Below are 25,925 nucleotides of genomic sequence, written 5' to 3' on the forward strand. Positions count from 1 at the left end.
TGATGACCACTGGTCATACTACGGTGAGCTGCGTCACAGTCAAGGGCGTTTTTCCTGGCCAACGTGAAACTAACTTCGCGCTCGCCGCTCAACGTGAAACTAACTTCACGCTCGGCGGGGATTGGAGCTCGGTGCTGCGAGCCTCAGGGCCGCATCTGGTAGGCGCCGCTCAGGGGCAGCACGTGGTCCTTCCAGATCTGGTCGTAGCGCGCCGAGTCGTGGGCGGGGCGCCGGATCATCCGCAGCGCGAAGCGGGCCTGCTCGTCGGTCGTCGCGGGCTTGTCGGACAGCTCGACGGCGTAGGCGTTGAAGTCGCGCACCAACACGGCGAAGATCTCGTCGATCAACCCGTCGTCGACGCCCGAGAGCCCGGCCTCCTCCAGGATGAGCTGGGCGTAGGGCACGGTGGCGAACAGTTGCCCGACGGCGAAGGCGAAGTCGATGTCCTTCTGCTGCACGGCATCCGGGGTAGCGGCGGCAAGCATGTCGGCCAGCACGTCGATCTGCGAGCGCAGCAGCGCCACGTTGGGCAGGTGCCCGAAGCCGTCAAACGGCGCGCGCCAGTCGTGGAAACGCACCTTGCCCAGCCCGCCGGTCGGCCCCTGCGCGAACAGGAACGTGTCGTCGGCGGCGTCGTCGCGGCGGCCGATCAACGGCAGCGCGCCGTTGGGGGCGAACAGGAAGTTGGGCATGAACTTGCCGAGTAGGCCGATGTTGATGTGGACGGTGCCCTCCAGCCGGGGCAGCAGGCCGATCTCGCGGGTCATCGCCTCGAAGAGGGTGTCCTTCTCCACGCCCTTGGCGGCGATGACGTCCCACAGCGCGGTGATGACGCGCTCACCCTCGCTGGTGATCTTCGCCTTGGTCAGCGGGCTGTACAGCAGGTAGCGGCGGTCGGAGGCCGAAGCGCTGCGCATGTAGTCGCAGGCGCGGGTGGCGACCAGCCGCATCGCGACCAGTCGCGCGTAGGCGTCGGTGAGCAGCCGGCGCACGTGGGTGAAGTCGGTGACGACGGTCCCGTACAGAATGCGGTTGGAGGCGTGGGTGACCGCCTCGTACATCGCGTGGGTACACATGCCGACCGCGCCCCAGCCGAGGTTGTACTTGCAGACGTTGACGGTGTTGAGCGCGGCGTGGAAGGCCTCGGGCCCGCGGTGCAGGATGTCGGCGTCGGTCACTGGGTAGTCGCGCAACGCATAGTTGGCGATGAAGTTCTGCGAATTCACCACGTTCTTGATCAGGTCGTAGCGCTCGTGCTGGGAGTCGGCGGCAAAGAACACGTACTCCCGGTCAGTTTCCGAGGTGCCCTCGAACTTGCCGAAGGTGGAGACCATCCGGGCCACGTTGGCGTTGCCGATGTAGTACTTCTCCCCGGTGGCGGTCCAGCCTCCGCCCGGAGACGGCGTCAGGTTCATGTCGGTCTGGTAGACGTCCGCGCCGTGCGTCTGCTCCGACAAGCCGAACGCAAAGACCTCACCGGCCTCGAGCAACGCGGCGGCCTTGCGCTTGGCGTCGGAGTTGGCGCTCATCCAGATCGGCCCCAGGCCCAGGGCGGTGACCTGGAAGGGATACCAGTAGTTGAGCCCGTAGAACCCGACGATCTCGGCGAACGCACTGATCCGGTAGGTGTCCCAGCGGCAAGCCTCTACTTCTGAGGCCCCATAGGCGCTCGGTGTCAGCAGCGACGCGAAGATGCGCTCGCGGGCGACGTGCTCCAAAAAGTCGGAGTACCAGACCCGTTCGTGGTCGTCGGACTTAAGCCTGGCCTTGCCGCGGGATTCGAAGAAGTCCACCGTGGCGGCCATGATCTCCCCCGAGCGGCGGTCTGGGTACTGGCGTTGCAGGTGGTTGGGATTGAGCAACATGACGTGCCTCCCGGCGGGCTCTCGACGAAGACGAGGGTGACGGTACTGCAATAGGGCGGCCGTCGGGGCACCTGGAGCAAAACCACCCTGTTGGTCGGGTGTCCGTCGACCTAGCATCAGTGGCGTGTCAGAACTCAATACCGTTCGCGGGTCCATCGACACCGCTGCGCTGGGCGTGACCCTCATGCATGAGCACGTGTTCATCATGACCACCGAAATCGCCCAGAACTACCCGGAAGCGTGGGGCGACGAAGAACAGCGGGTGGCCGACGCCATCAGTCGGCTCAACGAGCTCAAGGCCCGCGGGGTGGACACCATCGTCGATCTCACCGTGATAGGCCTGGGCCGCTACATTCCGCGCATCGCCCGGGTCGCGGCGGCCACCGAGCTGAATATTGTTGTGGCAACGGGCCTTTACACCTACAACGACGTGCCGTTCTACTTTCACTACCTGGGCCCGGGCGGCGAGCTCGGCGGGCCGGAGATCATGACCGACATGTTCGTCCGCGACATCGAGCAGGGCATCGCCGACACCGGCATCAAGGCCGGGATCCTCAAGTGCGCCACCGACGCGCCCGGTGTCACCCCCGGCGTGGAACGGGTGCTGCGCGCGGTCGCCCAGGCGCACAAGCGCACCGGGGTGCCGATCTCCACGCACACCCACGCCGGGCTGCGGCGCGGGCTTGAGCAGCAACGCATCTTCGAAGAAGAGGGCGTCGACCTGAGCCGGGTGGTCATCGGGCACTCGGGCGACAGCACCGACGTCGGCTATCTCGAAGAGCTCATCGCCGCCGGTTCCTACCTCGGCATGGACCGCTTCGGCATCGACGCGATCTCGCCGTTCGAGGATCGGGTGAACATCGTGGCGCAGATGTGCGAGCGCGGGCACGCCGACAAGATGGTGCTCTCGCACGACGCCAACTGTTATTTCGATGCGCTGCCCGAGGAGCTGGTGCCGCAGGTCATGCCCAACTGGCATTACCTGCACATCCACAACGACGTCATCCCCGCGCTCAAGGAGCGCGGCGTCACCGACGAGCAGCTGCACACCATGCTGGTGGACAACCCGCGGCGCATCTTCGAGCGGCAGGGCTCCTATGAGTGAGCCGATCCCGCCGATCGGCACCCAGATATCGGCGCTGGCCGGGCTCGCCCCCGACGAGCCGGCGGTGACGTGTGACGGGGTCACTCTGACCCGGGCCGAGCTCGATCGTTCGACGAATCGGCTGGCCCGCGCCTATGCGAAGCTCGGCGTGGGCGTCGGCGATTACGTGACGATGGTGCTGCCGAACTCGGTCGAGTGGATCCAGGCCGCGGTGGCGTGCTGGAAGCTGGGCGCGGTGCCGCAGCCGCTGTCCGCGAGGTTGCCCGATGCCGAACTGCGGGGCCTGCTCGACTTGCGGCCACCCGCCCTGCTGGTGGGCCGCGATCATCACCAGATACCACACGTGCCAACGGGTTTCACGCCCGATCCGGAACTGTCGGACGGCGCGCTACCGGAGGCGGTGTCGCCGGTGTGGAAGGCGATGGGTTCGGGCGGCAGCACCGGCCGGCCCAAGCTGATCGAATCCGGCGGTGACAGCCGGATACCGTCGGCGATCGGCTATCCGCTGGGCGCCCAGGAGGGCGACACCACCCTGGTGCCGATCCCGCTGTCGCACAACACCGGCTTCACCACCGCCACCATCGCTTTACTGATGCGCCATCACCTGGTGTTGATGAGCCGGTTCGACCCCGAGCGGTTCCTGCGGGTGATCACCGACCATCGCGTGACGTTCCTGACGACGGTGCCGACCATCATGCAGCGGACGCTGCCCGTGTACCAGGTCGACCCGGCCGCCTACGACCTGTCGTCGGTTCGGCGGTTCTGGCACATGGGGGCGCCCTGCCCGCCCGCCATCAAGGAGGCGTGGATCGACCTGCTCGGCGCGGAGAAGGTCTGGGAGCTTTACGGCGGCACCGAATTACAGGCCCTGACGTTCATCTCCGGGGACCAGTGGCTGGCGCACCGCGGGTCGGTCGGTGTGGTGGTCGCCGGGGAGATGAAAGTGCTCGACGACGACGGCAATCCCTGCCCGCCGGGCGTGGTCGGCGAGATCTACATGCGGCCCGGCCCGGACAGCGCGCCCACCTACCGCTATGTCGGCGCCACGGCGAAAAGCCGAGACGGCTGGGACTCGCTAGGCGACCTCGGCTATTTCGACGCCGACGGGTACCTGTACCTCTCGGACCGGCGGGTCGACATGTTCACCGTCGGTGGCCGCAACGTCTACCCCGCCGAGATCGAGAACGCGCTCTCGGCGCACCCCGACGTGTTGTCCTGTCTGGTCGTCGGCGTCCCCCACGACGACCTCGGCCAAGTGCCCTACGCCCTGGTGCACACGGCCGACGGGTCCACGCTGGATTCCATTGCCGTGCAAGCGTTTCTGCGCGAGCACCTCGCGGGATACAAGGTGCCGCACACCATCGAATTCGTCGACACGCCGTTGCGCGACGACGCAGGCAAGGCCCGCCGCTCGGCGGTCCGGGAACAGATCATGGAGCGCTTGTCGACCGCGGAAGCCAATTGACCGCCAGTCAGGGCGCGATCGCGTCCGCCTCGGCGTCGAGCACCTGAGCCGCTTCGCCCGGCTTCTCGCGTTTCTCCCAGCGGCGCAACGCTTCTCGGCACGGCGACTCGACCAGCGCGTAACTGACCGCGGCGATCGCGAAACCGAAGAGCAGCGTCAGCGCCAGCACGGTGGGCATGCGGCCGGTGAACGGGAACGTCCCGAGCACAGGGAACACCATCGCCAGCGCCGCCAAGTGCCACACGAACAGCCCATAGGACCAGCGCCCGAGGGTCACCATCGCGGTGGTCCCCAAGACGCGGTGCGGGGTGTCGACGCGGTCGAGCACCAACGGGGCGACCAGTGCGAACGCCACCACGGAGCCCGCTGCCGTCTTCACCGCGAACTGAGTGGCCGTGCCGGGGATCAGGCCCTCCGGCCCGGCCAACGGGGAGGCCGCCAAAAGATAGGCGACCACCGCGACGGCGGCCATCAAAATGCGCCGCCGCGCCCACCGATGCGGCACGCCGATCGGGCTGTGCACCCACTCGGCCAACAGCATGCCCGCAGCGAACCAGGAGAAAAACGCCGGCGGCCAGTTCAGCGGATTGGTGCCGGACCCGGAATGGATGGGCGCCCAGCCCCACGCCCAGCTGAGCGCCCCCAACGCGGCGATCGCCGGCACCCGGCCCCGCACCGGCAGGCGGCGGGCCAGCAGCGCGAGAATCGGCAGCGCCAGATAAAAGCTGACCTCGACCGACAGGCTCCACATCTGAGTCAGCCCGCCGGTCAGGGTCAGCGGCACATAGATCTGGGCGAGCGTCAGGTTGGCCAGCCACACCGTCAGGCTGGCGTGGTCGGCGTCGGGCAACAGCGTCAGGATCACGACCACGGCGACCAGATAGGCCGGCATGATGCGGACCACCCGCGACCGCAGGTAGTGGCCGGTGGCCGGGCGCGGCCCCAAACCCCGTGCCGCCGCGGCATGCCCGCGCCACAGCAGAAAACCCGACAGCGCGAAGAACACCGCAACGGCCAGGTCGAAACGCCCGAACAGCCTGCCCGTGGCGCCGCTGGAGTGCCCGGTTTGGAACGCGACGTGCGTGACCACCACGCCCATTGCCGCACAGGCGCGCATGCCTTCCACGGCCGGCAGGAAGCTGCGCACCCCACCCACCCGCTGGTCATCGCTCACCACCACAGTCTGCCTGTGCTGTGTGGCCCGACTAACGGGCACGCCCGCAGGACCCGTCCGCGCGAGCATCAGGCTGGTAAGTCGCTGCCTTACTTTCTGCTGTTAGGGTCAAACGAGTTTGCCCCGGGCTGCCTGCTCGGGTCGGGTCGCGGCTGATGAAGCAAGGAAATGAGGAGGGCACAGCGACGTGAACCGAGCAGTCATGTTGCGGTTCGCCGCATGCGGGATCATCGGACTCGGGGCTGCCCTGCTGATCGCCGCGCTGCTTTTGACCACGTACACCACCAGCAGGATCACCAAGGTGCCCCTGAACATCGACGCCACGCTGATCGGCGACGGCACCGGGACCGCGCTGGATTCCGCGTCGTTGTCGACCGACCACGTCGTCGTCAACCAGAACGTGCCGCTGGTCTCCCAGCAGCAGATCGGCGTTGAGTCGCCCGCCAACTCGGACGTGGTGACGCTGCAGGTCGGAAGTACGTTGCGGCGCACGGACAAGCAGAAGGACAGCGGGCTGCTGCTGGCGATCGTCGACACCGTCACGCTCAACCGCAAGACCGCGCTGGCCGTCTCCGACGACACCCACACCGGCGGTTCGGTCCAGAAGCCGCGTGCCGTCAACGACGAGAACCCGCCCACCGCGATGCCGCTGCGGCACGAGGGGCTGTCCTACCGGTTCCCGTTCCACACCGAGAAGAAGACCTACCCGTATTTCGATCCGATCGCGCAGAAGGCGTTCGACGTCAACTACGACACCCAGGAAGACGTCAACGGTCTGACCACGTACAAGTTCACTCAGAACGTCGGCTACAACGCCGACGGCAAGCTGGTGGCCCCGGTGGCCTACCCGTCGCTGTTGGCGGGCAACGAGGATGCCAAGCAGACGACGTCGGCGTCGATGTGGGGCGTGCAGGGCGGTGACCCGAACGAACAGATCACCATGACCCGCTACTACGCGGCGCAGCGCACGTTCTGGGTGGACCCGGTGTCGGGCACCATCGTCAAGGAGACCGAGCACGCCGATCACTACTTCGCGCGCGATCCGCTCAAGCCGGAGCTCACCCTGGCCGACTACAAGGTCACCTCGAACGAAGACACCGTCGAATCCCAGGTGAATGCCGCCCGCGATGAGCGCGACCGGCTGGCGCTGTGGTCGCGGGTGCTGCCGATCACCTTCACCGCGGTAGGCCTGATCGCGCTGATCGGCGGCGGGCTGCTCGCCTCATTCAGCCTGCGCAGCGAGAGCGCGCTGACCGACCCCGGCCTGGACCGGGACGACCAGGACTTCTTCGGCCGCACCGGCCTCGAGGAACCGGTGCCCGGCGCCGAAGCCGAGACCGAGAAGCTGCCCACCCAGCGACCCGAGCCGCGCCAGGAGTCCGGTCCGCCGGGCTCCGAGCCATCCGGCACGCCCGGCCCGGACGAGCCCACCGAAGCGGGGCCCACCGAATCCCACCCGCCCGGCACCCACGACCGGGAATAGCCCGGCCCGGATGCGTTAACCGTGCGCTGGACCCGACCCGGGTACGCACTGGTCTTGGCGCTGCTGGTGGTCGGGCCGCTCCTGGCGCCCGGCTACCTGCTGCTGCGCGACGCGGTGTCGACGCCGCGGTCCTATCTGTCCGATACCGCGCTGGGGCTGACGTCGGCGCCGCGCGCCACCCCTCAGGATTTCGCGGTGGCGCTGGCCTCCCACCTGCTCGACGGCGGCGTCGTGGTCAAGGCGCTGCTGGTGACCGGGCTGTCGCTGGCGGGATGGGGCGCGGCCCGGTTGGTCGCGGTCGCGCTGCCCGGCGCGGGCGCGCCAGGCCAGTTCGTCGCCACCACCGTGGCGATCTGGAATCCCTATGTCGCAGAGCGGCTTTTGCAGGGCCATTGGAGCCTGCTGGTCGGCTACGGCTGCCTGCCCTGGGTGGCCGCGGCGATGCTGACGCTGCGGACGGCACCGAATGCGAGCGGGTTCGGGTTCTTCGGGCTACCCTTCTGGATCGCGCTGGCCGGGCTGACCCCGACCGGGCTGCTGCTCGCCGCGACGGTGGCGCTGGCCTGCGTGGTGGTGCCCGGTACCGGCCGGCCGCGCCGGTGGTGCGCCGCGGTGGCGCTGGGCGCCGCTCTGGTGGCGGCGCTGCCGTGGTTGACGGCGGCGGTGATGGGTTCGTCGCTGTCCGCCCACACGGCGGCCAACCGGCTGGGGGTCGAGGCGTTCGCGCCACGCGCCGAGCCCGGGCTGGGCACCCTGGGCAGTCTGGCCAGCCTCGGTGGCATCTGGAACGGCGACGCCGTACCCGGTTCGCGCACCACGCTTTTCGCGGTGTTCTCGGCGGTGGTGCTGTTGGGCGTGGTGGCGGCGGGCCTACCGGCGGTCGTCCGGCGGCCCGTGGCGGTGCCGCTGCTGGTGCTGGCCGCCGTGTCGTTGCTGATCCCGGCGGCGCTGGCCACCGGCACGGGCTTGCAGCTGCTGGGCACCGTGGTCGACACCGTGCCCGGCTTCGGGGTGCTGCGCGACGGTCAGAAGTGGGTGGCGCTGGCGATGCCCGGCTATGCGCTGGCGGGGGCCGGCGCGGTGGTGACGCTGCGCCGATGGCTGCGGCTCCCGGGCGCCGGCGCCCCGGCGCTGGTCTGCTGCCTGGCGCTGCTGCTGGCGCTGCCCGACCTGGGCTGGGGGGTGCTCGGCAGGGTGGCGCCCGTGCGCTATCCGCGGGGCTGGACCGCCGTCGCCGCGGCGATCGACACCCACCCGGGGGCCGTAGCGGTGTTGCCGGCCGGCACCATGCGGCTGTTCGGTTGGTCGGGCGCGGCACCGGTGTTGGATCCGCTGCCCCGCTGGGTGCGAGCCGACGTCCTGAGCACCGGTGACTTGGTGATCTCGGGCACCACCATCGCGGGCGAAGGCGCGCACGCCCGGGCCGTGCAGGAGCTCCTGTTGTCCGGGCCGGAGCCGTCGGCGCTGGCCGCGGCCGGCGTGGCGTGGCTGGTGGTCGAATCCGACAGCGCCGGCTACATGGGGTCGGCCGCCCGCACCCTGGGCGCGCTGGCGCCCGTCTACCGGGACCGCGAAATCGCGCTCTACCGGATCGGCGGGCGCACCGCCGGGGTGGCCGCCGGGCAGCGGACCGTGACGGTGATCGCGCATCTGGCGTGGCTGGCGATGTTGATCGGCGGCGGCGCCGGCGCGGTGATCGGCGCGTGGCGGCACCGCACCCGCTCAGCCCTGCCCGGTGACTAGTCCGTTGACCGTGCGGCCGGCTTGCACCGCTTCCAGTACGCCACACATCGCGTCGGCGCTTTGCGTCCAGGAGAATTCGCCACTGCGGGTGTGCGCCTTGGCGCCCAGTTGATCGCGCAGCACCGGATCGGCGAGCAGTTCTTCGAGCCGATCCACCAGCTCGGCGTGGCTGTCCACCAGGATCCCGGTCACCTCGTCGACGATCGAGTCCGACAATCCGCCCGAGGATCGGTAGCCGATGGTCGGCACCCCGTGCTGGGCCGCCTCGACGACGGCCAGGCCCCAGCCCTCCTTGCGCGAGGGCAGCAGGTGCACCCAAGCCCCTTGCAGGACATGGTGTTTGGTGATGTCGTCGACGTGACCGTGGAAGGTCACCGCCGAGCAGATGCCGAGCCGCTGCACGTACTCGACGAGCCGGTCGCGCCACCAGCCGTCGCCGACGATGTCCAGGTGCAGGCTCGGTATCCGCGGCAACAGCCGCGCAACCGCCTCCAGGGCATCCTCGATCTGCTTGTGCGGCACCAGCCGCGACAGCACCACCACGCGCGGCGCGGCCGAGCGGGGCCCGGACAAGGACTGTGCCGGGGCCCGGTCGAGGCCGTTGCGCACCACCGCGATCCGAGCGCCGTCGACGCCCAGGGTGACCAGGTCGCGCGCGGACGGCAGCGACACCGTCACATACTGGTTGTGCCGGTTCACCCGCGGCGACAGGGTCGACTCCACGAACCAGCCGAGCCGGCCGAGCACCGGGCCCGCCACCGGCCACTGCTCGCGGTGGCAGTGGTGCACCAGCACCACCACCCGGCGGCCGTAGATCAGGCGGGCCAGAAAGGGCAGGCCGTTCTGGGTGTCGACGACCACATCGGGGTGCACCTTGCGCAGCGGGCCGATCCCCAGCCGGGCCCAGGCCATCGCCAGCAACGCCCAGACGTACACCGAATACCGGCCGCCGGCGCGGTCGATGCGCACCCCGTCGACCACCTCGCGCCGCGGCGCGCCGCGATAGCGCGCGGTGCGCAGCGTGACGGCGATGCCGGAGGCGGCCAGCTGCGCGCCGATGCGCTGCAAATACGCTTCGCTGCCACCGCCCTGCGGGTGCCCGGTATCGCGCCAGCACAGCAGCAGCACGGAGCGCAAAGAAGACATTGATCGCTAGCCTAACCGGCGGCTATCCACACCGGCGGCATGGCGACGGTTCCGGCCACCTCCGTAGGGTGTGGCCGGTGGGCGCCACCGACCTCTTCGCGCGGCGGGCGACGCTGGCCCGCTCGGTGCGGCTGCTGTCGCAGTTTCGTTACGAGCAGTCGGATCCGGCCCGGTTCTACGGCGCGCTGGCGGCGGACACCGCGGCGATGGTGGGCGACCTGTGGCGCGCCACCCGCGGTGGCTCCCCGGCCGGCCGCACGCTGCTCGACGTCGGCGGCGGCCCCGGCTACTTCGCGGCGGCCTTCATCGAGGCCGGGGTCCGCTACATCGGGGTCGAACCCGACCCCGACGAAATGCACGCGGCCGGGCCCGCCGCCGCCCGCGGGGCTGCGCCATGCGTGCGTGCCTCCGGCATGGCGCTGCCCTTCGCCGACGACTCCGTGGACATCTGCCTGTCTTCCAACGTCGCCGAGCACGTGCCGCGGCCCTGGCAACTCGGCGCCGAGATGCTGCGGGTGACCAAGCCGGGCGGGCTGGCCGTGCTGTCCTACACCGTCTGGCTGGGTCCCTTCGGTGGCCACGAGATGGGCCTGACGCACTACCTGGGCGGGGCCCGGGCCGCCGCGCGCTACACCCGCAAACACGGCCGTCCGCCCAAAAACAACTACGGGTCGTCGTTGTTCGGGGTGTCCGCCGCCGACGGCCTGGACTGGGCGGCCAACACCGGCGCCACCCTGGCCGCATTTCCCCGCTACCACCCGCGATGGGCGTGGTGGCTGACCTCGGTGCCACTGCTGCGCGAGTTCCTGGTCAGCAATCTGGTGTTGGTCCTGCAACCTCGAGAGTGAAACGTGTTCTCGTTTTGCCCCGGCTTGGGTAGGGTGGCGCCCATGCGCGCCGGCGACGATAGACAGGGCAGCGCAATCCGAAAGGGTAGGAGGAGCGGCGCAGATGACCGAGAGCAAGACCGAATACGACAAGCTTTTCATCGGCGGCAAGTGGACGGAACCGTCCACCTCGGATGTCATCGAGGTGCACTGTCCGGCCACCGGTGAATACGTCGGGAAGGTGCCGCTGGCCGCGGTCGCCGACGTCGACGCCGCGGTGGCCGCGGCGCGGGCGGCCTTCGACAACGGCCCCTGGCCCACCACCCCGCCGAAGGAGCGCGCGGCCGTGATCGCCAACGCGCTCAAGCTGATGGAGGAGCGCAAGGACCGGTTCACCCAGCTGCTCGCCGCCGAGACCGGGCAGCCGCCGACCAGCGTCGAGACGATGCACTGGATGAGCTCGATCGGGGCGCTGAACTTTTTCGCCGGCCCGGCCGTCGACCAGGTCAAGTGGAAAGAGGTCCGCACCGGCGGCTACGGGCAGAGCATCGTGCACCGCGAGCCGATCGGCGTCGTGGGCGCGATCGTCGCGTGGAACGTGCCGCTGTTTTTGGCCGTCAACAAGCTGGGCCCGGCCCTGCTGGCCGGGTGCACGGTGGTGCTCAAGCCGGCCGCCGAAACCCCGTTGAGCGCAAACGCTTTGGCGGAGGCATTCGCCGAGGCCGGGCTGCCCGAGGGCGTGCTGTCGGTGGTGCCCGGCGGAATCGAGACCGGGCAGGCGCTGACCTCCAACCCGGACGTCGACATCTTCTCCTTCACCGGCAGCTCGGCCGTCGGCAAGGAGATCGGCCGTCGCGCCGCGGACATGCTCAAGCCGTGCACCTTGGAGCTGGGCGGAAAGTCGGCCGCGATCGTCCTCGACGACGTCGACCTGGCCGCGTCCATCCCGATGCTGGTGTTCTCCGGGATCATGAACACCGGACAGGCCTGCGTGGCCCAGACCCGCATCCTGGCCCCGCGGTCGCGCTACGACGAAATCGTCGACGCGGTAAGCGCGTTCGTGCAGGCGTTGCCGGTGGGCCTGCCGTCGGACCCGGCCGCCCAGATCGGGTCGCTGATTTCGGAGAAGCAGCGCGCCCGGGTGGAGGGCTACATCGCCAAGGGCATTGAAGAGGGCGCCCGACTGGTGACCGGCGGCGGCCGCCCGGAGGGCCTGGACAGCGGATTCTTCGTGCAGCCGACGGTATTCGCCGACGTCGACAACAAGATGACGATCGCCCAGGAAGAGATCTTCGGGCCGGTGCTGTCGATCATCCCCTATGACACCGAAGAGGACGCGATCAAGATCGCCAACGACTCGGTGTACGGGTTGGCCGGCAGCGTGTGGACCGCGGACGTGCAGCGAGGCATCGAGATCTCGGAGAAGATCCGCACCGGGACCTACGCCATCAACTGGTACGCGTTCGACCCGTGCTGCCCGTTCGGCGGCTACAAGAACTCCGGCATCGGCCGCGAGAACGGGCCGGAGGGCGTCGAGCACTTCACCCAGCAGAAGAGCGTGTTGATGCCGATGGGCCACACCATCGACAGCTGATCCTCGTCACCTCGAACGCGACGTAGCCGTCCCTTCCGGGCGCGAGCGTCACTGTGCCGTCACGCTCGCGGCCCGGCGCCTGCCAACCGCTCTTCTAGTGACTATGCAATATTGCATAATCCTCGCGGCACCGTGCGCCCGCGATTGCGGGCCATAGCTCGGTCCACCGGCGGTTATGCGGCGAACATCACACTTCACCTGAGAAATTGCTTAACTAACGAATCTCTTATATGGTTCATAGCATAATCTAGGGCCGTACACAGGCCGGGAGAACATCATGTGGATCATCGAGCTCAACGTCGCCGGCTATCAGTACACCCGCGAGCTGCCAGAGTTGCGGCGCCGCACATTCCGCTTCAGCCCACGTCATATGCCCTGGCCGGCGTCGCGGCATTCGCACGCTGCATGACCCGAGCCACCGGAGGTTGGACAGTGCCGACTATCGGTCAGGTCGCGCCGGGCCGGGCCCCGGCGAAACGCGGGAGTACCCGCACGAAGATGTTGGCCAGCGCCGCCCAGGTGATGCGCGAGCGCGGAGCGGCCGGCGTGACCATCGACGCGGTGCTCGCCCGCAGCGGTGCCCCCCGCGGCTCGGTTTACTACCACTTTCCCGACGGGCGCAACCAGATTCTGACCGAAGCGCTGCGCTACTCGGGTGACTCCATCACCGCCATGATCGACGACGCCGCGGGCCGCGGCGCCCGGGCGTTGCTGCAGGAGTTCGTCGGATTTTGGGAGCGGCTGCTCACCGAAGGCGGTTTCACCGCCGGGTGTCCGGTCGTGGCGGCGGCGATCGGCTGTTCGGACGACGACGGCCCCAAGCTCTCCGCCGAGGCCGGCGCCATCCTGGGCCGCTGGTGCACGGCGCTCACCCGCGCATTCGTCAACGACGGCTTCGACGACGCCGACGCCGCCTCGCTGGCCGTGATGTCCATCGCCGCGCTGGAGGGCGCCATCGTGCTCTCCCGCTCCACCCGCAGTGCGGGCCCGCTACACCAGGTCGGCGAGCAACTCGAATTCTTGATCAAGGCAAAGGAATTCGTTGCTCGCAACAAGGTCGCGGGCAAACAGGACACCCGCTCAGTCGCTGGCGGGTAGCGGCTTGACGTCTTTGAGCTGCAGGGCGGTCTGCCCAATGCTCAGGCTGCCCGCGCCCGGCTTGGTCACCAGCACCTCGGCGCCGGTCTCGTCGACGTAGCGCTTGCCCATGACCGTGCCGTCGGCGAACTCCGGGTCCAATTCACCCGACCGCTCGCCACCTACCGGCACCATCGGCACACCGCCACAGCGCAAGTCGTCCAGGCTGTCAGCGCTTCTGACGACGATCACCTGGGTGTCACACACCTGGCTGGCTAGACGAGTTCCGTTCTTGATCATTGATTTCCGTCCTTGATCGCTTACTGCTGGGCCGGTGCGGCGCGCAATCCGGTGAGGGTCCCGATGATCTCCCGCCGCAAGACCTTGCCGGTCGCGGTGGTGGGCAGCTCGTCGCGAAACACTACCTCGTCGGGAGTGCGAGAACCGCGCAAACTCTTGCGGACGAATTCCCGCAATTCTTCGGGGTCGGGGTCGATGCCCGCCGCCGGCACCACCACCGCGACGATCGCCTGGCCCCACTGCGGATCCTCGACACCGACCACGGCGACGTCGCGGACGTGGGGGTGCTCGACCAGGACTTCTTCCAGCTCGGCGGGCGCGATGTTCTCGCCGCCGCGGATGATGGTGTCGTCGCTGCGCCCGCCGATGAACAGGTAGCCCTCCTCGTCGAGCATGGCGATGTCCTTGGTGGGAAACCAGCCATCCTCGTCGAGCACCGAGCCGATACCGGTATAGCGCCCCGACACCTGCTCGCCCCGCACAAACAGCTCGCCGGTCTCACCCGGCGGCAGCACGTTGCCTGCCTCGTCGCGGATCTGCAGCTCGATGCCCGCCACCGCTTGGCCGACCGACCCCAGCCGCCGGGCGGCCTCGGCGCTCGACGCCGTCTGCGCGGCGCGATGGTCCTCGGGGGTCAGCACCGCGATGGTCGAGCTGGTCTCGGTCAGGCCGTAGGCGTTGACGAAGCCCACGTTGGGCAGCAACTCGAGCGCGCGGCGGACCAGCGGCAGGCCGACCTTGGACCCGCCGTAGGCCAGGTTGCGCAGCGACGGCAGCTCGATGGCCGTCCCGTCGCCGTTGTCCAGCACGGTGACGATGCGGTCCAGCATCGTCGGCACCACCGTCGCGGTGGTCACGTTCTCGGCGTTGATCAACCGAACCCATTCCTGCGGATCGAAATTGGGCAGGTACACCATCTTGCGGCCGGCATACAGATTCGACAGCGCGGCGCTGACCCCGGCGATGTGATACGGCGGCACGCAGATCAGCGCCGCGTCGGTTTCTTCGGCCGCCCCGAATTCCACGGTCCCGGTGATGTAACTGGTCAGGTTGTTGTGTGAGAGCTCGACGGCCTTGGGCTGGGAGGTGGTGCCGGAGGTGAACAGCACGATCGCGACGGAGTCCGGGTCGGGAAACTCGGCCGCCGGTTCGGCGGTGCGTGCGGCCGCCAAAAAGTCGTCGGACACCATCACGCGGTCCGACACATTGCCGACGGCGTCGCGGTAGCGGCTATCGACGATCACCAACGGCTCGGGCAGCCGCTCGATCAGCGCCTGGATGCCGTCAGCGGAGAGACGGTAGTTGATCGGCGTGAAGGCCACGCCGGCGCGGGCCGCGGCGAAGATCAGCACGGGCAGCATCGCGCCGCCGATGCCCACATACGCGACGTGCCTGGCGTTCGATGCGGCGATCACCCCGGCGCCACCGTCGGCGAGGTCGCTGAGCTGTTGCGTGGTCAGCCGCAGGTCCCCGGACACCACGGCCGTGCGCTCGGCGTTGCCCGACGCGGCCATCTCGAGCAGCAACGAAATGCTCATCCTCGATCTTTCTCCGGTCTTCACACGTTACAAAGCTGACCAAAAGTGTCATGCTCGTCTGTAGTTTAGATCATGCAACTATCGTGCGGCCCGGCCGCGTCACCGCCGAGGACAGCGCGGACTCTCGGGCCTTGCGGCCGAACCGGATCGGGCCGCCTGGTGGCGATCAGGTGCCCGTCCACTTGGGCGGGCGCTTCTCGGCGAAGGCGATGGCGCCCTCCTTGGCGTCATTGGACGAGAACACCGGGGCCAGCAGCTTGTTCTGCTCGGCGAACATCTCCTGGGGGCTCCAGCCGCGCGATTCGACGATGATCCGCTTGGTGGCGGCCACCGCGAGCGGCCCGTTCGCCGCGATCTTTTCGGCCAGCGCGATCGCGGCGTCCAGCGCCCCGCCTGGTTCGGCCAGCACGTTGACCATGCCCAGCGCGTGGGCGCGCTCCGCGCTGAGGTTCTCACCGGTCAACGCCAGTTCCATGGCGATCGCCGACGGGATGCGCTGCGGCAGCCGCAGCAACCCACCGCCGCCGGCCACCAGCCCACGCTTGACCTCCGGAATGCCGAACGCCGAGTCCTTGGAGGCCACGATCAGGTCGGTGGCCAGGGCCAGTTCGGTGCCACCGGCCAGCGCGTAACCCTCCACCGCCGCGATCAACGGCTTGGCCGGTGGACGTTCGGTGAAGCCCATGCCACGCCCCTCGACGATGGGCAGTTCGCCGCGGGCGAAGGCCTTGAGGTCCATGCCCGCGCAGAACGAGCCGCCCGCGCCGGTGAGGATGCCCACCGAGAGGCCGGTCTCGTTGTCGAGCCGATCCACGGCGGCGGCCAGGCCGTTGGCGACCGCGGAATTGACCGCGTTCTTGGCCTTGGGCCGGTTGATCGTGATGATGAGGATTCGATCCCGTTGTTCGACCAGAACTTCGGGTTCGTTGGCGTCGTCGGTCCCAGTGCTCACGTGCCGCACAGCTCCTTAAAGGGAATGGTGGCTTCCAGATAGCTCCTGTCGGACCGATGGTAACGGTTACCGGAAATGGCGTTGATGTCCCCGCAGATCCCGCTTACCCCCGAAGGCGATCAGCCACCGATCCGGCCCGATCACGCGGGAGCCATCGCGGTCTCGATGACCGTCAGGTTCTCGGATAGCCCTGCGGCCCTGCGTATTTCGATGAGGTCGGCGACCATCGCCTCGGAAACCTCGTGCGGGTCGTCGAGCGTGGCCCCGTCCGAGAGCACCGAGATGTTGAGCTGGTCGACATAACTCCACACGGTGATGTTCAGGCCACTGCCGGCGGTCAGCGGGCCCACCGAATAAATCTCGGTGACCAGCGCCCCGCCCACCCGGCCGCGCTCCCGGGGGCCGGGCACATTGGAAATGTTCAGGTTGAGGAGCCTGTTGTGTCCGGCGCGACCGGAGGCCCACCGGAAGAAGGCCTGGGTGGGCCGGGGCGGCATGTACGCCGCCCACCTGCTGACCAGCTCCGGCCCCATCAGCTGGTTGCTTTCCTTGGCGGCGATGGCGTTCTCATGGCAGCACCGCACCCGCTCCAGGGGGTCGTCGGAATCGGTCGGCAGGCCCACCAGCACGCCGGTGAACCGATTGCCCGAGATCCGCTCGGGCGAGAAGTCGAAGCTCATCGGCACCGAGGCCAGCAGCGGTTCGGCCTTGCCGTCGTATCGCAGCAGCAGGGTGCGCAACGCGCCGGTCGACATGGCCAGCACCATGTCGTTGATGGTCGCCCCGAGCCGCTTGCCGGTCTCCTTGACATCGGCCAGGGCCAGGGTGGCGGTCGCGAACCGCCGCTCGGGGGTGAGCTTGTGGTTCATGAAGGTGGGCGGCGGCTCGAAGGGCCGCGTCAGCTCCGGGGAGAAGTTGCGGGAGCTGCGGCGCACCCGGCCCAACCCCCGGGCGGTGTAGCGGATGGTGTGGGGCAGCGCGCCGATGTGGCGCAGGTGATCGGCGAATGCCGACGCCATCAACTGCCGCGTGGTGGGCGGCGGGTCGCAGAGGTACGGCCCGCCCTCCGGGCCGGGCTGCAGGTCCATGCCCCGCGCCAGCAGGTTCGCCGACGCGACGCCGTCGGCCAGCGCGTGGTGAATTTTGCCGACGACCGCAATCCGATTGTTGGCCAAACCCTGCACGAAGTACATCTCCCACAACGGACGGCTGCGATCGAGCGGGGTGCTGGCGATTTGCCCGATGGCCTCGTCCAGTTCGCGGCGGCCCCCGGGCGGCGACACCCGCCAGGGCCGGATGTGATAGTTCAGGTCGAGTTCGCAGTTCTCCCGCCACATCGGGTGATGCAAGTGCAGCGGCACCTCGACGAGCTGGTAGCAGAACGGGTCGAGCTTGTTCAGCCGCCCGGCGATGACTTCGCGAAACGCGTTGACGTCCAGCGACCGGCGGTCGTTGTCCAACTCGATGACGGCGGCTTTGATGGTGTGCATGTGCACGTTCGGGGTTTCGCTGTACAGCAGCACGGCGTCCCACCCGCTAAGCCTCTTCACCGCTGCCTCTTTCCCATAGAGGGACCATACTCAGCGGCGGCGGTTCAGATGATCTCTTTTGCTCCGACCCGCGTTCTGGTGCGGTAGATCTGGTTGAGGAACAGCGACGAGACGTGCGCGGCGGCGCCGGCTCGCTCGCCGTCGAGGAGGTCATATCCGTGGCCTGCGCCGGGAAATTCGAGATAGCCCACCTTCGAATGCGACACCGCCCGCAGCCGCTCGACGAAGCTGCGCGCCTGTTCGACGGGGATCACGCTGTCTTTGCTGCCGTGAATGACCAGGAAGGGCGGCGCGTTGCGGTGCACGCGCGCGATCGGGGACGCGTCGTGGAAGATTTCGGGCCGGCGGGCGATCGACCTCTTCACGACGACGCGCTCCAGGAACTCGACGAACCGCTCGCGCTCCGGTGTCGAGCGGTCCTCCCAGTCGTAGCGGCCGTAGATCCCCACGACGGCGTCAACCGAGGTATCCGCGCCCTCCGGCAGCTTCGCCCGGAACTGCGGGTCGTCGGGCGTCAAGCCGGCCAGCGCACCCAGGTGGCCTCCGGCCGAACATCCCGCTACCGCAACGAAATCCCGGTCGCCGCCGAACTTGTCGACGTTGGCACGCGCCCACGCGATGGCGGTTTTGACGTCGAGGATGTGGCGCGGCCAGCGGTGGTGCGGCGCGACGCGGTAGTTGACCGCCAGGCACACCCAGCCCTGCTCGGCGAGCCGAGACATGAGCGCCGACCCCTGGCCCATGCACTTGCCGTGCACCCAGGCGCCGCCCGGCAGGAAGATCAGGACCGGTGCGGGTTGCGCGGGCAGGTCTTTGCGCCGCCAGACATCGAGCATTTGATCGGGGTGGTCGCCGTAGTGCACCGCGCGGCGATGGACATAGCGGCGCTGGCGCAAGCCGTCCCAGATCGGCGGCGTCTTCTCGGCGACGGGCCAGTCCATCTCGAGATCCGCTGTCGACACGACCCCACGCAATGCGGCGAGCGCGACCTGCCGGGTGCTGGCCCGGTCACGGTCCCGGACGCCGTTGCTGCCGGGGGTGAACCAGTCTCTGGTCGCCGCGGAGATCGCCTCCGGCGCGTGCCGGGCGCCCCAGACACCCATGGCGGTCAAACCACCCAGGGGCTCGAGATGCTTGCCGACCACGGGCAGCGAAGCCCCGGCCACACTCAATGCCAGCGCATAGTCGCTGGGACGGGCCCGCAGCAACCATTTCACGCAATCGGTCATGCCCGGTCCAATCGCCGTCATGAACGGGACTGTACCCGCCAGGACGTCTCGCAAACTGACGTTTCCGCAGAACGCGAGGGCGTGCCGGAACCGCTTTGCCGGGCGAGCTCGCGCATGACGATATTTACACCGTTCGAACGGTTTTGGTGGTTCGCGGCGGTCACCGATTTTTGCTGTGCACGACACGCTTACTTGGCCACCAGGGCGGCGATCACCCGGCCTCCGACCAGGCTGACGCTGGTCAGCGTGAGCCCCACCTGCGCGGCCAGCGCGGCGGCGCTGTCCACCCCGACGGATGCCCAGCGAAACCAGGGCCCGACCTCGCCCGCCGACTCCAGACGCACCCAGCGTGAACAGATGCCGATGGCCTCGGCCTCGAATTCGGCCACACAACGCCCGCCGCGGGCCAGCAGCTCGAAGGCGCGCCCGAGAATCCGTCGCGGATCCCCGCCGAGCCCGACGTTGCCGTCGACCAATAGAACCGTCTGCCACAGGCCGGTTGCCGGCAGCGGCTCGAACACGTCGCCCAACAGGGCCGGCGCACCACCGCGACCCGCCAGTTGGATCGCGGTCGCGGACCGGTCGATGCCGAGCGCGGGGATGCCCCGCTGGATCAGCCTGGCCACCAACCGGCCCGGACCGCAACCCAGCTCGATTGTCGGCCCGGTGCACATCTGCGTGACGGCTTCGTCGAAGATTTCGTCGAAGGCGTCACCGGATCCATCACCGGGACATCGCGCACCCAACCATCGGTGCGCCGGCAGTGGCCGCAGGTCGCCGTCGTCATGACGGATCCAACATCGCTCCCCGCCAAGTGCCCGATCGTAAAGCTGCCCAAGCATTTCACGTCCTCGCGTCCTGGCCGATCGGGCGCGCTGGCGGCAGGCCCACGCGCCAGCACTGCTCCGATACCCCGATCGTGACTTCGTTAATCCATCTTTTTCCCTTGCCCCTCCCTGCGGCTACGGTGCAGCGACCGGCAAGGTTCACCAACCAATGCGGACCGGACGTGTGCGCCGTCGTGCGCCGGTAGCGGGCGCTGCCGAAATATGGCCAATGGCAGGGCCTTTCGTAGCTTGCCGGATACGTATCGGCCCGCTGCAGCTAGCCGAACAAGAACGCATCCAGCAGCTCGTTGACCCGCGCGGGCTCTTCGAGCGCCGCAAGATGCGCGACCCCGTCGAGCACGGTGAAGGATGCGCCGGGGATCGAGTCGGCCATGGCGCGGGTTTGCGCCACCGGAAAGGTGGCGTCTTCCGCGCCGGCGACCACCAGCACCGGGGCCGTGACCCCGGCCAGCAGGGCGTGTTGGTCGGGCCGCGCGGACACCACGCTGCGCACCGCCCAGCGGACCGAATCGGCGTCGACCGACTGCACGGATGCCCGCACGGCCCGCACCACGTCCGCGCGGGTGCGCAGCGTGGTCGGTCCCAAGAAGGCGCGGATGGCCGAGCGGGTCAGCGGCGGCCGGATGCCTCCCAGCAGCCTCGCCATCCAGAGCATGGCGGCATACTGCACCTGTTGCGCGACACCGGCTTTGGAGGCCGTGCAATTCATCAGCACCGCGCGGTTGAGGCGGTCGGGGTGGCGGGCGGCGAAGGTGCCGCCGATCATCCCGCCCCACGAGTTGCCGACGAAGTGGGCCCTGTCGATGTCGAGGGTGTCCATCAGCTCGACGACGCAGCGCGCGCAGTCGGTGAAGCTGAACATCGCCCGCAGCGGCGTGCTGCCGCCGTGGCCGGGCGGATCGATGAGCACCAGGCGATGGCTGTCGCCGAAGCGCGCGGCCTGGCCGGCCCACAGGTCGCCCGTCATCAACAGGCTAGGCCACATGAGGACGGCGGGCCCGGTGCCCGCGCTGACCTGAACGCGGAGCGTGCCGAGAACCGTATCGACGAACCGCGAAGCCAGTCGGGGGTGGTTGGCGGTCACGGTGCCCTACCTTTCTGATGTGCCTTCGATCGTTTCGATGTTCGAGGATGATCGAGGTGTGCGAGCGGGGCAGGGATGGTTTTCATGTTGGCTGCACTCGATGGCCAAGGAGGCTCGGCCCCCTGTCCCGCTGCTTCTTCCTGACCGCTAGGGACTGCGGCGGTTGATCGCTATGTAGGGCAACGTCGGCGGGAAGCGGCTGCACGAGGTGCCGTATCGAGTCGTGGGAAGGAGTACACCGATGGCGGTGGCTGTGGGTATCGATATCGCCCAAGAGATGCATTGGGTATGTCTGAAGATCACTGAGACAGGTCAGTTGCTGGCCAGCCATAAGGTCGACAACACGCCGGCGGACATCGCTGGCTTGGTTGATGAGATTCGTGCTGCCGCAGAACAACACGGAGCCGCCACGGTCGGGATTGACATTCTCGGGGGTATCGCTGCGCTGGCCGAGGCGATGCTGCTCGATGCCGGGATCACGCTGGTGCATGTGCCGGGACTGGCGGTAAACCGCGCCCGCCGCGCGACTGTGGACGGCGAACATAAAAGTGACCCCAAAGACGCTGCGGTGATCGCCGACCAGGTCCGTATGCGTGAGGACCTGCGGCCAGTTACCGCTCAGCGTGACGTGGACGTCGATCTGCGATTGCTGGTCGGTCGCCGCAGCGAAATCGTCACCGACCAAACCCGTCGCGCAGCGCGGCTGAGGGACCTGTTGGTGTCGATTCATCCCGGATTGGAACGGGTCGTCGATGTGACCGGTAAAGCGGGACTGCATCTGCTGACCCGTTACGTCACTCCCGCCGAGATCCGTGCTGCGGGCCGCCGTCGGCTCTTGGCCCATCTGCGCAGGGCCGGCCACCTGCGCGAAACCACCATGACCGCGCTGACCGACGCGGCTGTGGCCGCCGCGCAAACCCAGCGCATCACCGTGCCCGGGGAAACCGTCGCCGCCCAGCTGATCCGCGCGTTGGCCACCGAAATGCTCAGTGCCCGTGAACAACTCAAAATGATCGACGCGCGCATTGAAGCGATCCTCGCCGAACACCCTGACGCGGCCCTCGTCCGTAGCCTGCCGGGGATGGGGGCCACGCTCACGGCAGAATTCCTTGCCATCACCGGTGGCATCGACCGCTACACCCGTGGCGATCAGCTCGCCGCGGCAGCCGGCCTGGCACCCGTGCTCAAACAATCGGGCAAATCCCGGTACCTGCAACGTGCCACCGCCGAAGACAAGGCCCTCAAACGAGTCTTCTACCAATCCGCCTTCATCGCGATCAGCTGCGACCCGGCCAGCAAGTCCTACTACCAGCGGAAACGAACCGAAGGCAAAGTCCACCACCAAGCCGTCATCTCCTTGGCGCTCCGCCGCGTCAACGTTCTGCACGCAATGCTTCGCAACCGGCGGCCCTACAACGCCGGCCATTCAGCTAGCGCCGCTTGACAAACGCATTAGAGAGCCTCCTGACATCTGATCGTGCACGGCATGATCCCCTCAGCCGTGCCTTGATTTTGCACGCCGGTGATACTGATGCGGTGACGAACAACGACGTTCATCCTGACCTGCAACGTTTTGCCCGCATCGCCCCACGTCGCCTCGTCGGCCCCCGGACGCTGCCGCTCATGCGGGCGGGCCTCGCGTGGCGGGGACGCCTCGGCAAGCGCGTCGCCGGCGTCGAGGCAATCGCCCTGGATTCGGGCGCCGGCGTTCGGCTGTTCCGTCCCATCGGGGTCACCGAGGCCACGCCCGCGCTGTTGTGGATTCACGGCGGCGGATACGTGATCGGCACGGCCCAGCAGGACGACCAGCTCTGCAGCGGCTTCAGCAGGCGACTGGGCATCACCGTCGCATCGGTGGAATACCGTCTGGCGCCCGAACATCCGTATCCCGCGCCGCTGGAAGACTGCTATTCGGCATTGAGCTGGTTGGCCGGGCTGCCCTCGGTGGACCGGTACCGCATCGCCATCGGCGGCGCCAGCGCCGGCGGCGGCCTGGCGGCGGCCCTGGCCATGCTGGCCCGCGACCGCGCCGAGCTGAGCCCGGCATTCCAGCTGCTGACCTATCCCATGCTCGACGACCGCAGTTCGGCAACCGCGCCCAGGGCGCACTACCGGTTGTGGGACAACCGCAGCAACAAGTTCGGCTGGGCGGCCTATCTCGGCAACGCCGACCCTGAGGTGGCCGTTCCCGGCCGCCGCGACGACCTCAGCGGATTGCCGCCGGCCTGGATCGGGGTGGGCACGCACGACCTGTTCCACGACGAAGACCTGGCCTACGCCGAGCGCCTGACGGCCGCGGGAGTGCCGTGCCAGGTCGAAACCATTCCGGGCGCCTTCCACGGCTTTGACCTGGTGTTGCCGAAAGCCCAAGTGTCGCGGCGGTTTTTCGACAGCCAATGCAGCAGTCTGCGCGCCGCGCTCAGCCCGGCCGCCTGACACGCCTCACATCGCGAAGTACACCAGCTCACCGCCGATGACGGTGGCCGCCACCAGGCCGGCGTCCAGGGCGGCCAGCGCCGTCTCCGGCGGTTCGTTGAGCACACACAGGTCTCCGGGCTGCCCGATATCCACGGTACGTGGCCGGCCCGGCTGATCGGCCCGGCCCAAAAACATCGTCAAAGCCTCTCGCGCCGAGACACATTCGCGCGGGCCTAGGACGGCGCCTTGAACCGTGGTGCGGTGCACCGCGGCGCGCATCGCCGTCCAGGGATCGCCGTGGCCGAACGGCATGTCGGTGGACAGCGCAACCGGCACCCGCGCGTTGCGCAGGGATGCGACACGCCACAGCTGATCGTGCTCGGCGGCGGAGACCTCGGCGAGGTACTGGTCGCCGCGCTCGGCGACGAAGTTGGGCTGCGTCACCACCGTGACCCCGAGCTCCGCGAGGTCGGCCAGGTTGTCGTCGGGCACCACCGCTGCGTGTTCGATGCGGTCGTGCGGGTGGCCGCCCGCCTCGCGCAGGGCCGCGATGGTCACCACCAGCTGGGCCGCGGTCACGCAGTGCACGGCCACCGGCTGGCCGCTGTTGTGCTGGCGCGCAATCCATTCCGTGAGCGCATCGAGGTCCAGACTGTCGTCGTGCAGGATCTTCTTGCCCGGTGACAGGAAGCTCAGCCGGGGCCGGAACTCGCCGAGCTGCTGCGCCACCGTCAGCGACTGCATGCCGTCGGCATCCAGGTCGGGGGTGGCGTCGGTGACGCCGGTGACACCGGTCGCGGTGATCCGGCGGCTCAATTCGGCCAGGTCGGTTTCGCGCCGCTGCAGGGCCAACGACCAGCCGCGGTCGGCGCTGCGCAGCCGGCCGTCGGGATGCTCGGCCAGGCCGACCCGGCCCAGCGCTTCGGAATTGAGGATCCACAGCGCCCCGCTGCGGTGTTGGATGCGCACCGGAATGTGGGGGACGATGGCGTCGAGCGCGCCCCGATCTAGTTCTCCGGCAACCGAATCGTGGTAGCCCACGGCGCGAATCCAACCGTCGGGGCCGGGTGTGGCGTTGGCCAGCAATTGGGTGAGCTCGCTTTCGGTGCTGACCCCGGGCGGCCCGACGAGGAACGAATCGGCCGCCGAGGCCGCCGAGCGCAGATGCACATGGTGGTCGTGCAGGCCGGGCAGCACCGTGCCACCGCCGGCGTACAGCACTCCCTCCCCCGCACGCGCCACCAGGCCCTCGCCAGGGGGCGCGATCTCCTCGATGAGCGTACCCACCCGGATGTCCGCAGTGGTTCCGTCCAGCAATGTGGCACGCTGAATCAGCATGACAGGCAACGCCTTTGGTCGATCAGGCGCCGCACCGCTGCATTGTCGGCGCCCAGCCCGGACGCCAGCGGCGCCGCCGGCGGGGCCGCCGGCAGCGACACCCGCGCGCTCGATGACGACGGCCCGGTCGGCGCCGCCGCGTAGGTCGCGGCGATCCCGGCCATGGATACGCGGATCAACTCGCCGCCACCGCGGCCCAGGGATTCGGCCACCGCCAGGGCCGCCTCCAGCCCGGTCAGCGGGTCGGCGATGGCGTCACCGCAGAACACCGGCCCGTCGGCGCTGGTGCCGACCAGTCCTCCGGCCACCGCGGTGTCGTCGCCGAAGCCCGGCCTGCGGCCGTCATAGGCGGTGATTTGCAACCAGATTCGGCCGGCGCACGCCGCGATGTCCTGCGGCCCGAGCCCCCGGCGCGCCAGGGCCGCCGGACGCGACCCCTCGATGACGATGTCGCTGACCGCCAGGAGCTCCCGCAGCTCGTCGGCTTGTGTATCGAAATCGACGCCATAGCACAGCTTTTGGCCGTTGATCCAGTCGAAGAAGGCGGGGTTCCCGGCCCGGGTGCCGTCGGGCCGCCGCGGGCTTTCGACCTTGACGACGGCGGCGCCGGCGCGCGCCAGCAGCCCCGCGCACAGGGGGCCCGCCCACATCGAGGACAGGTCGGCCACCAGCAGACCCTGCGGCGCGCGCGGCGCCAACCGCGATCCTTCCGCGCGTATCCGTGGCGGCGTGGGCGCGGCCTCGCCCATGGCCGCCGCCGGAATGTCGAGCAGCCCCGCCCGCCCGACGACCTCCGACACCGGGCGGGTGGCGGCCCAGCGCTCGAGCGCCGGCCACGGGTCGGCGGCCACGCCGCCCGCCTCGAGCAGCGCCGGTACGGCGTCGACGTCGTCGGCGCGCGACAGGGTGAGCGCGCACCAGCCGTCCCGCGCGGCCAGCAGGCGGGTAGCGCCGCCGGGCGACACCCGCCCGCCGCGGGTCAGTCCCAACAATGCCGCCCGACCCGTCAGCAGGCTCGGCGCATCAACACCGATGCCCAGGCGGTCACCGACGGCCGTCGCGACCTCCTGGACGCGGGTGAGCAGGCTGGCGCGGGAGAAGTCGGCGGGACCGTCGGGCAGGCCGGTCAGGTAGGCCAGCCCGCTGCTTCCCCAGTTGGTGGCGGCCGAGCTCACGTCCCCATTGTGCG

General features: G+C 68.9%; 22 protein-coding genes. 10 read left to right on the forward strand and 12 right to left on the reverse strand.

The window, feature by feature from the left end; all coding sequences use genetic code 11:
• Nucleotides 1-143: 143 nt before the first annotated feature.
• A complete protein-coding gene (locus tag BST14_RS10890; RefSeq protein WP_083064522.1) occupies nucleotides 144-1,865 on the reverse strand; it encodes an acyl-CoA dehydrogenase family protein in 1,722 nt (573 codons plus the stop codon).
• A 124-nt stretch (nucleotides 1,866-1,989) separates the two neighbouring features.
• Here BST14_RS10890 and BST14_RS10895 point away from each other — a divergent pair, with 124 nt between their 5' ends.
• Nucleotides 1,990-2,970: a phosphotriesterase family protein gene (locus BST14_RS10895; RefSeq protein WP_083064523.1), complete on the forward strand. Its 981-nt coding sequence runs from the start codon at nucleotides 1,990-1,992 to the stop codon at nucleotides 2,968-2,970.
• Entirely contained in the window at nucleotides 2,963-4,435 is a 1,473-nt protein-coding gene (locus BST14_RS10900; protein WP_083064524.1) for an AMP-binding protein, read from the forward strand. Before BST14_RS10895 ends, BST14_RS10900 begins: the two co-directional genes overlap by 8 nt.
• A gap of 7 nt (nucleotides 4,436-4,442) precedes the next feature.
• On the opposite strand, the gene BST14_RS10905 is transcribed toward BST14_RS10900, so the two are convergent.
• A complete protein-coding gene (locus BST14_RS10905; protein WP_142279357.1) occupies nucleotides 4,443-5,678 on the reverse strand; it encodes an acyltransferase family protein in 1,236 nt (411 codons plus the stop codon).
• Between the two features lie 118 nt (nucleotides 5,679-5,796).
• Here BST14_RS10905 and pgfA point away from each other — a divergent pair, with 118 nt between their 5' ends.
• Nucleotides 5,797-7,092 (forward strand): cell envelope lipid trafficking protein PgfA, encoded by a 1,296-nt coding sequence (gene pgfA / locus BST14_RS10910; RefSeq protein ID WP_158085863.1) that lies wholly within the window; start codon nucleotides 5,797-5,799, stop codon nucleotides 7,090-7,092.
• Between the two features lie 21 nt (nucleotides 7,093-7,113).
• Nucleotides 7,114-8,835 (forward strand): MmpA family trehalose lipid delivery protein, encoded by a 1,722-nt coding sequence (locus tag BST14_RS10915; protein ID WP_083064527.1) that lies wholly within the window; start codon nucleotides 7,114-7,116, stop codon nucleotides 8,833-8,835.
• Here the strand turns inward: BST14_RS10915 and BST14_RS10920 are convergent.
• Nucleotides 8,815-9,981 carry a glycosyltransferase family 4 protein gene (locus BST14_RS10920; protein WP_083064528.1) on the reverse strand — a complete coding sequence of 389 codons (1,167 nt, stop codon included), beginning with the start codon at nucleotides 9,979-9,981 and terminating at the stop codon, nucleotides 8,815-8,817. The genes BST14_RS10915 and BST14_RS10920 overlap by 21 nt on opposite strands.
• 77 nt (nucleotides 9,982-10,058) lie before the next feature.
• On the opposite strand from BST14_RS10920, the gene BST14_RS10925 reads away from it, so the two are divergent.
• The 4 genes from BST14_RS10925 to BST14_RS10935 all read left to right on the forward strand — a co-directional run bounded on the left by BST14_RS10925 (nucleotide 10,059) and on the right by BST14_RS10935 (nucleotide 13,500).
• Nucleotides 10,059-10,829 (forward strand): class I SAM-dependent methyltransferase, encoded by a 771-nt coding sequence (locus tag BST14_RS10925; protein WP_083064552.1) that lies wholly within the window; start codon nucleotides 10,059-10,061, stop codon nucleotides 10,827-10,829.
• Between the two features lie 103 nt (nucleotides 10,830-10,932).
• Entirely contained in the window at nucleotides 10,933-12,402 is a 1,470-nt protein-coding gene (locus tag BST14_RS10930; RefSeq protein WP_083064529.1) for an aldehyde dehydrogenase, read from the forward strand.
• Nucleotides 12,403-12,679: 277 nt separating this feature from the next.
• A complete protein-coding gene (locus BST14_RS31405) occupies nucleotides 12,680-12,811 on the forward strand; it encodes a hypothetical protein (RefSeq protein ID WP_281252800.1) in 132 nt (43 codons plus the stop codon).
• Nucleotides 12,812-12,900: 89 nt separating this feature from the next.
• A complete protein-coding gene (locus tag BST14_RS10935; protein WP_083064530.1) occupies nucleotides 12,901-13,500 on the forward strand; it encodes a TetR/AcrR family transcriptional regulator in 600 nt (199 codons plus the stop codon).
• Here the strand turns inward: BST14_RS10935 and BST14_RS10940 are convergent.
• The 7 genes from BST14_RS10940 to BST14_RS10970 all read right to left on the reverse strand — a co-directional run bounded on the left by BST14_RS10940 (nucleotide 13,483) and on the right by BST14_RS10970 (nucleotide 20,881).
• Entirely contained in the window at nucleotides 13,483-13,779 is a 297-nt protein-coding gene (locus tag BST14_RS10940; RefSeq protein ID WP_083064531.1) for a hypothetical protein, read from the reverse strand. The two genes, BST14_RS10935 and BST14_RS10940, sit on opposite strands and share 18 nt — an antisense overlap.
• A gap of 20 nt (nucleotides 13,780-13,799) precedes the next feature.
• On the reverse strand, nucleotides 13,800-15,317 hold the full coding sequence (locus tag BST14_RS10945; RefSeq protein ID WP_083064532.1) for a class I adenylate-forming enzyme family protein: 1,518 nt from the start codon (nucleotides 15,315-15,317) through the stop codon (nucleotides 13,800-13,802).
• Between the two features lie 166 nt (nucleotides 15,318-15,483).
• Nucleotides 15,484-16,278, reverse strand: a complete 795-nt coding sequence (locus BST14_RS10950; RefSeq protein WP_438502147.1) for a crotonase/enoyl-CoA hydratase family protein — start codon at nucleotides 16,276-16,278, stop codon at nucleotides 15,484-15,486.
• Between the two features lie 131 nt (nucleotides 16,279-16,409).
• Nucleotides 16,410-17,819 (reverse strand): WS/DGAT/MGAT family O-acyltransferase, encoded by a 1,410-nt coding sequence (locus tag BST14_RS10955; RefSeq protein ID WP_083064534.1) that lies wholly within the window; start codon nucleotides 17,817-17,819, stop codon nucleotides 16,410-16,412.
• Nucleotides 17,820-17,863: 44 nt separating this feature from the next.
• Nucleotides 17,864-19,069, reverse strand: a complete 1,206-nt coding sequence (locus BST14_RS10960) for an alpha/beta hydrolase (RefSeq protein ID WP_083064535.1) — start codon at nucleotides 19,067-19,069, stop codon at nucleotides 17,864-17,866.
• Between the two features lie 167 nt (nucleotides 19,070-19,236).
• Nucleotides 19,237-19,890, reverse strand: coding sequence for a class I SAM-dependent methyltransferase (locus tag BST14_RS10965; protein ID WP_083064536.1), 654 nt, complete (start codon nucleotides 19,888-19,890; stop codon nucleotides 19,237-19,239).
• A 262-nt stretch (nucleotides 19,891-20,152) separates the two neighbouring features.
• Nucleotides 20,153-20,881: an alpha/beta fold hydrolase gene (locus BST14_RS10970; protein ID WP_083064553.1), complete on the reverse strand. Its 729-nt coding sequence runs from the start codon at nucleotides 20,879-20,881 to the stop codon at nucleotides 20,153-20,155.
• Nucleotides 20,882-21,221: 340 nt separating this feature from the next.
• Between BST14_RS10970 and BST14_RS10975 the strand changes: the two genes are divergently transcribed.
• The gene (locus tag BST14_RS10975; RefSeq protein WP_083064537.1) at nucleotides 21,222-22,424 is read left to right on the forward strand and encodes an IS110 family RNA-guided transposase; all 1,203 of its coding nucleotides are present in this window, start codon (nucleotides 21,222-21,224) and stop codon (nucleotides 22,422-22,424) included.
• Between the two features lie 92 nt (nucleotides 22,425-22,516).
• Nucleotides 22,517-23,416: an alpha/beta hydrolase gene (locus tag BST14_RS10980; RefSeq protein WP_083064538.1), complete on the forward strand. Its 900-nt coding sequence runs from the start codon at nucleotides 22,517-22,519 to the stop codon at nucleotides 23,414-23,416.
• Nucleotides 23,417-23,422: 6 nt separating this feature from the next.
• Here the strand turns inward: BST14_RS10980 and BST14_RS10985 are convergent, their stop codons facing one another.
• Entirely contained in the window at nucleotides 23,423-24,736 is a 1,314-nt protein-coding gene (locus tag BST14_RS10985; RefSeq protein WP_083064539.1) for an amidohydrolase family protein, read from the reverse strand.
• Nucleotides 24,730-25,911, reverse strand: coding sequence for a CoA transferase (locus BST14_RS10990; protein ID WP_083064540.1), 1,182 nt, complete (start codon nucleotides 25,909-25,911; stop codon nucleotides 24,730-24,732). Before BST14_RS10990 ends, BST14_RS10985 begins: the two co-directional genes overlap by 7 nt.
• Nucleotides 25,912-25,925 lie beyond the last annotated feature (14 nt).

Origin of the sequence: Mycobacterium arosiense ATCC BAA-1401 = DSM 45069 (genome assembly GCF_002086125.1) — a bacterium.
Classification (GTDB): domain Bacteria; phylum Actinomycetota; class Actinomycetes; order Mycobacteriales; family Mycobacteriaceae; genus Mycobacterium; species Mycobacterium arosiense.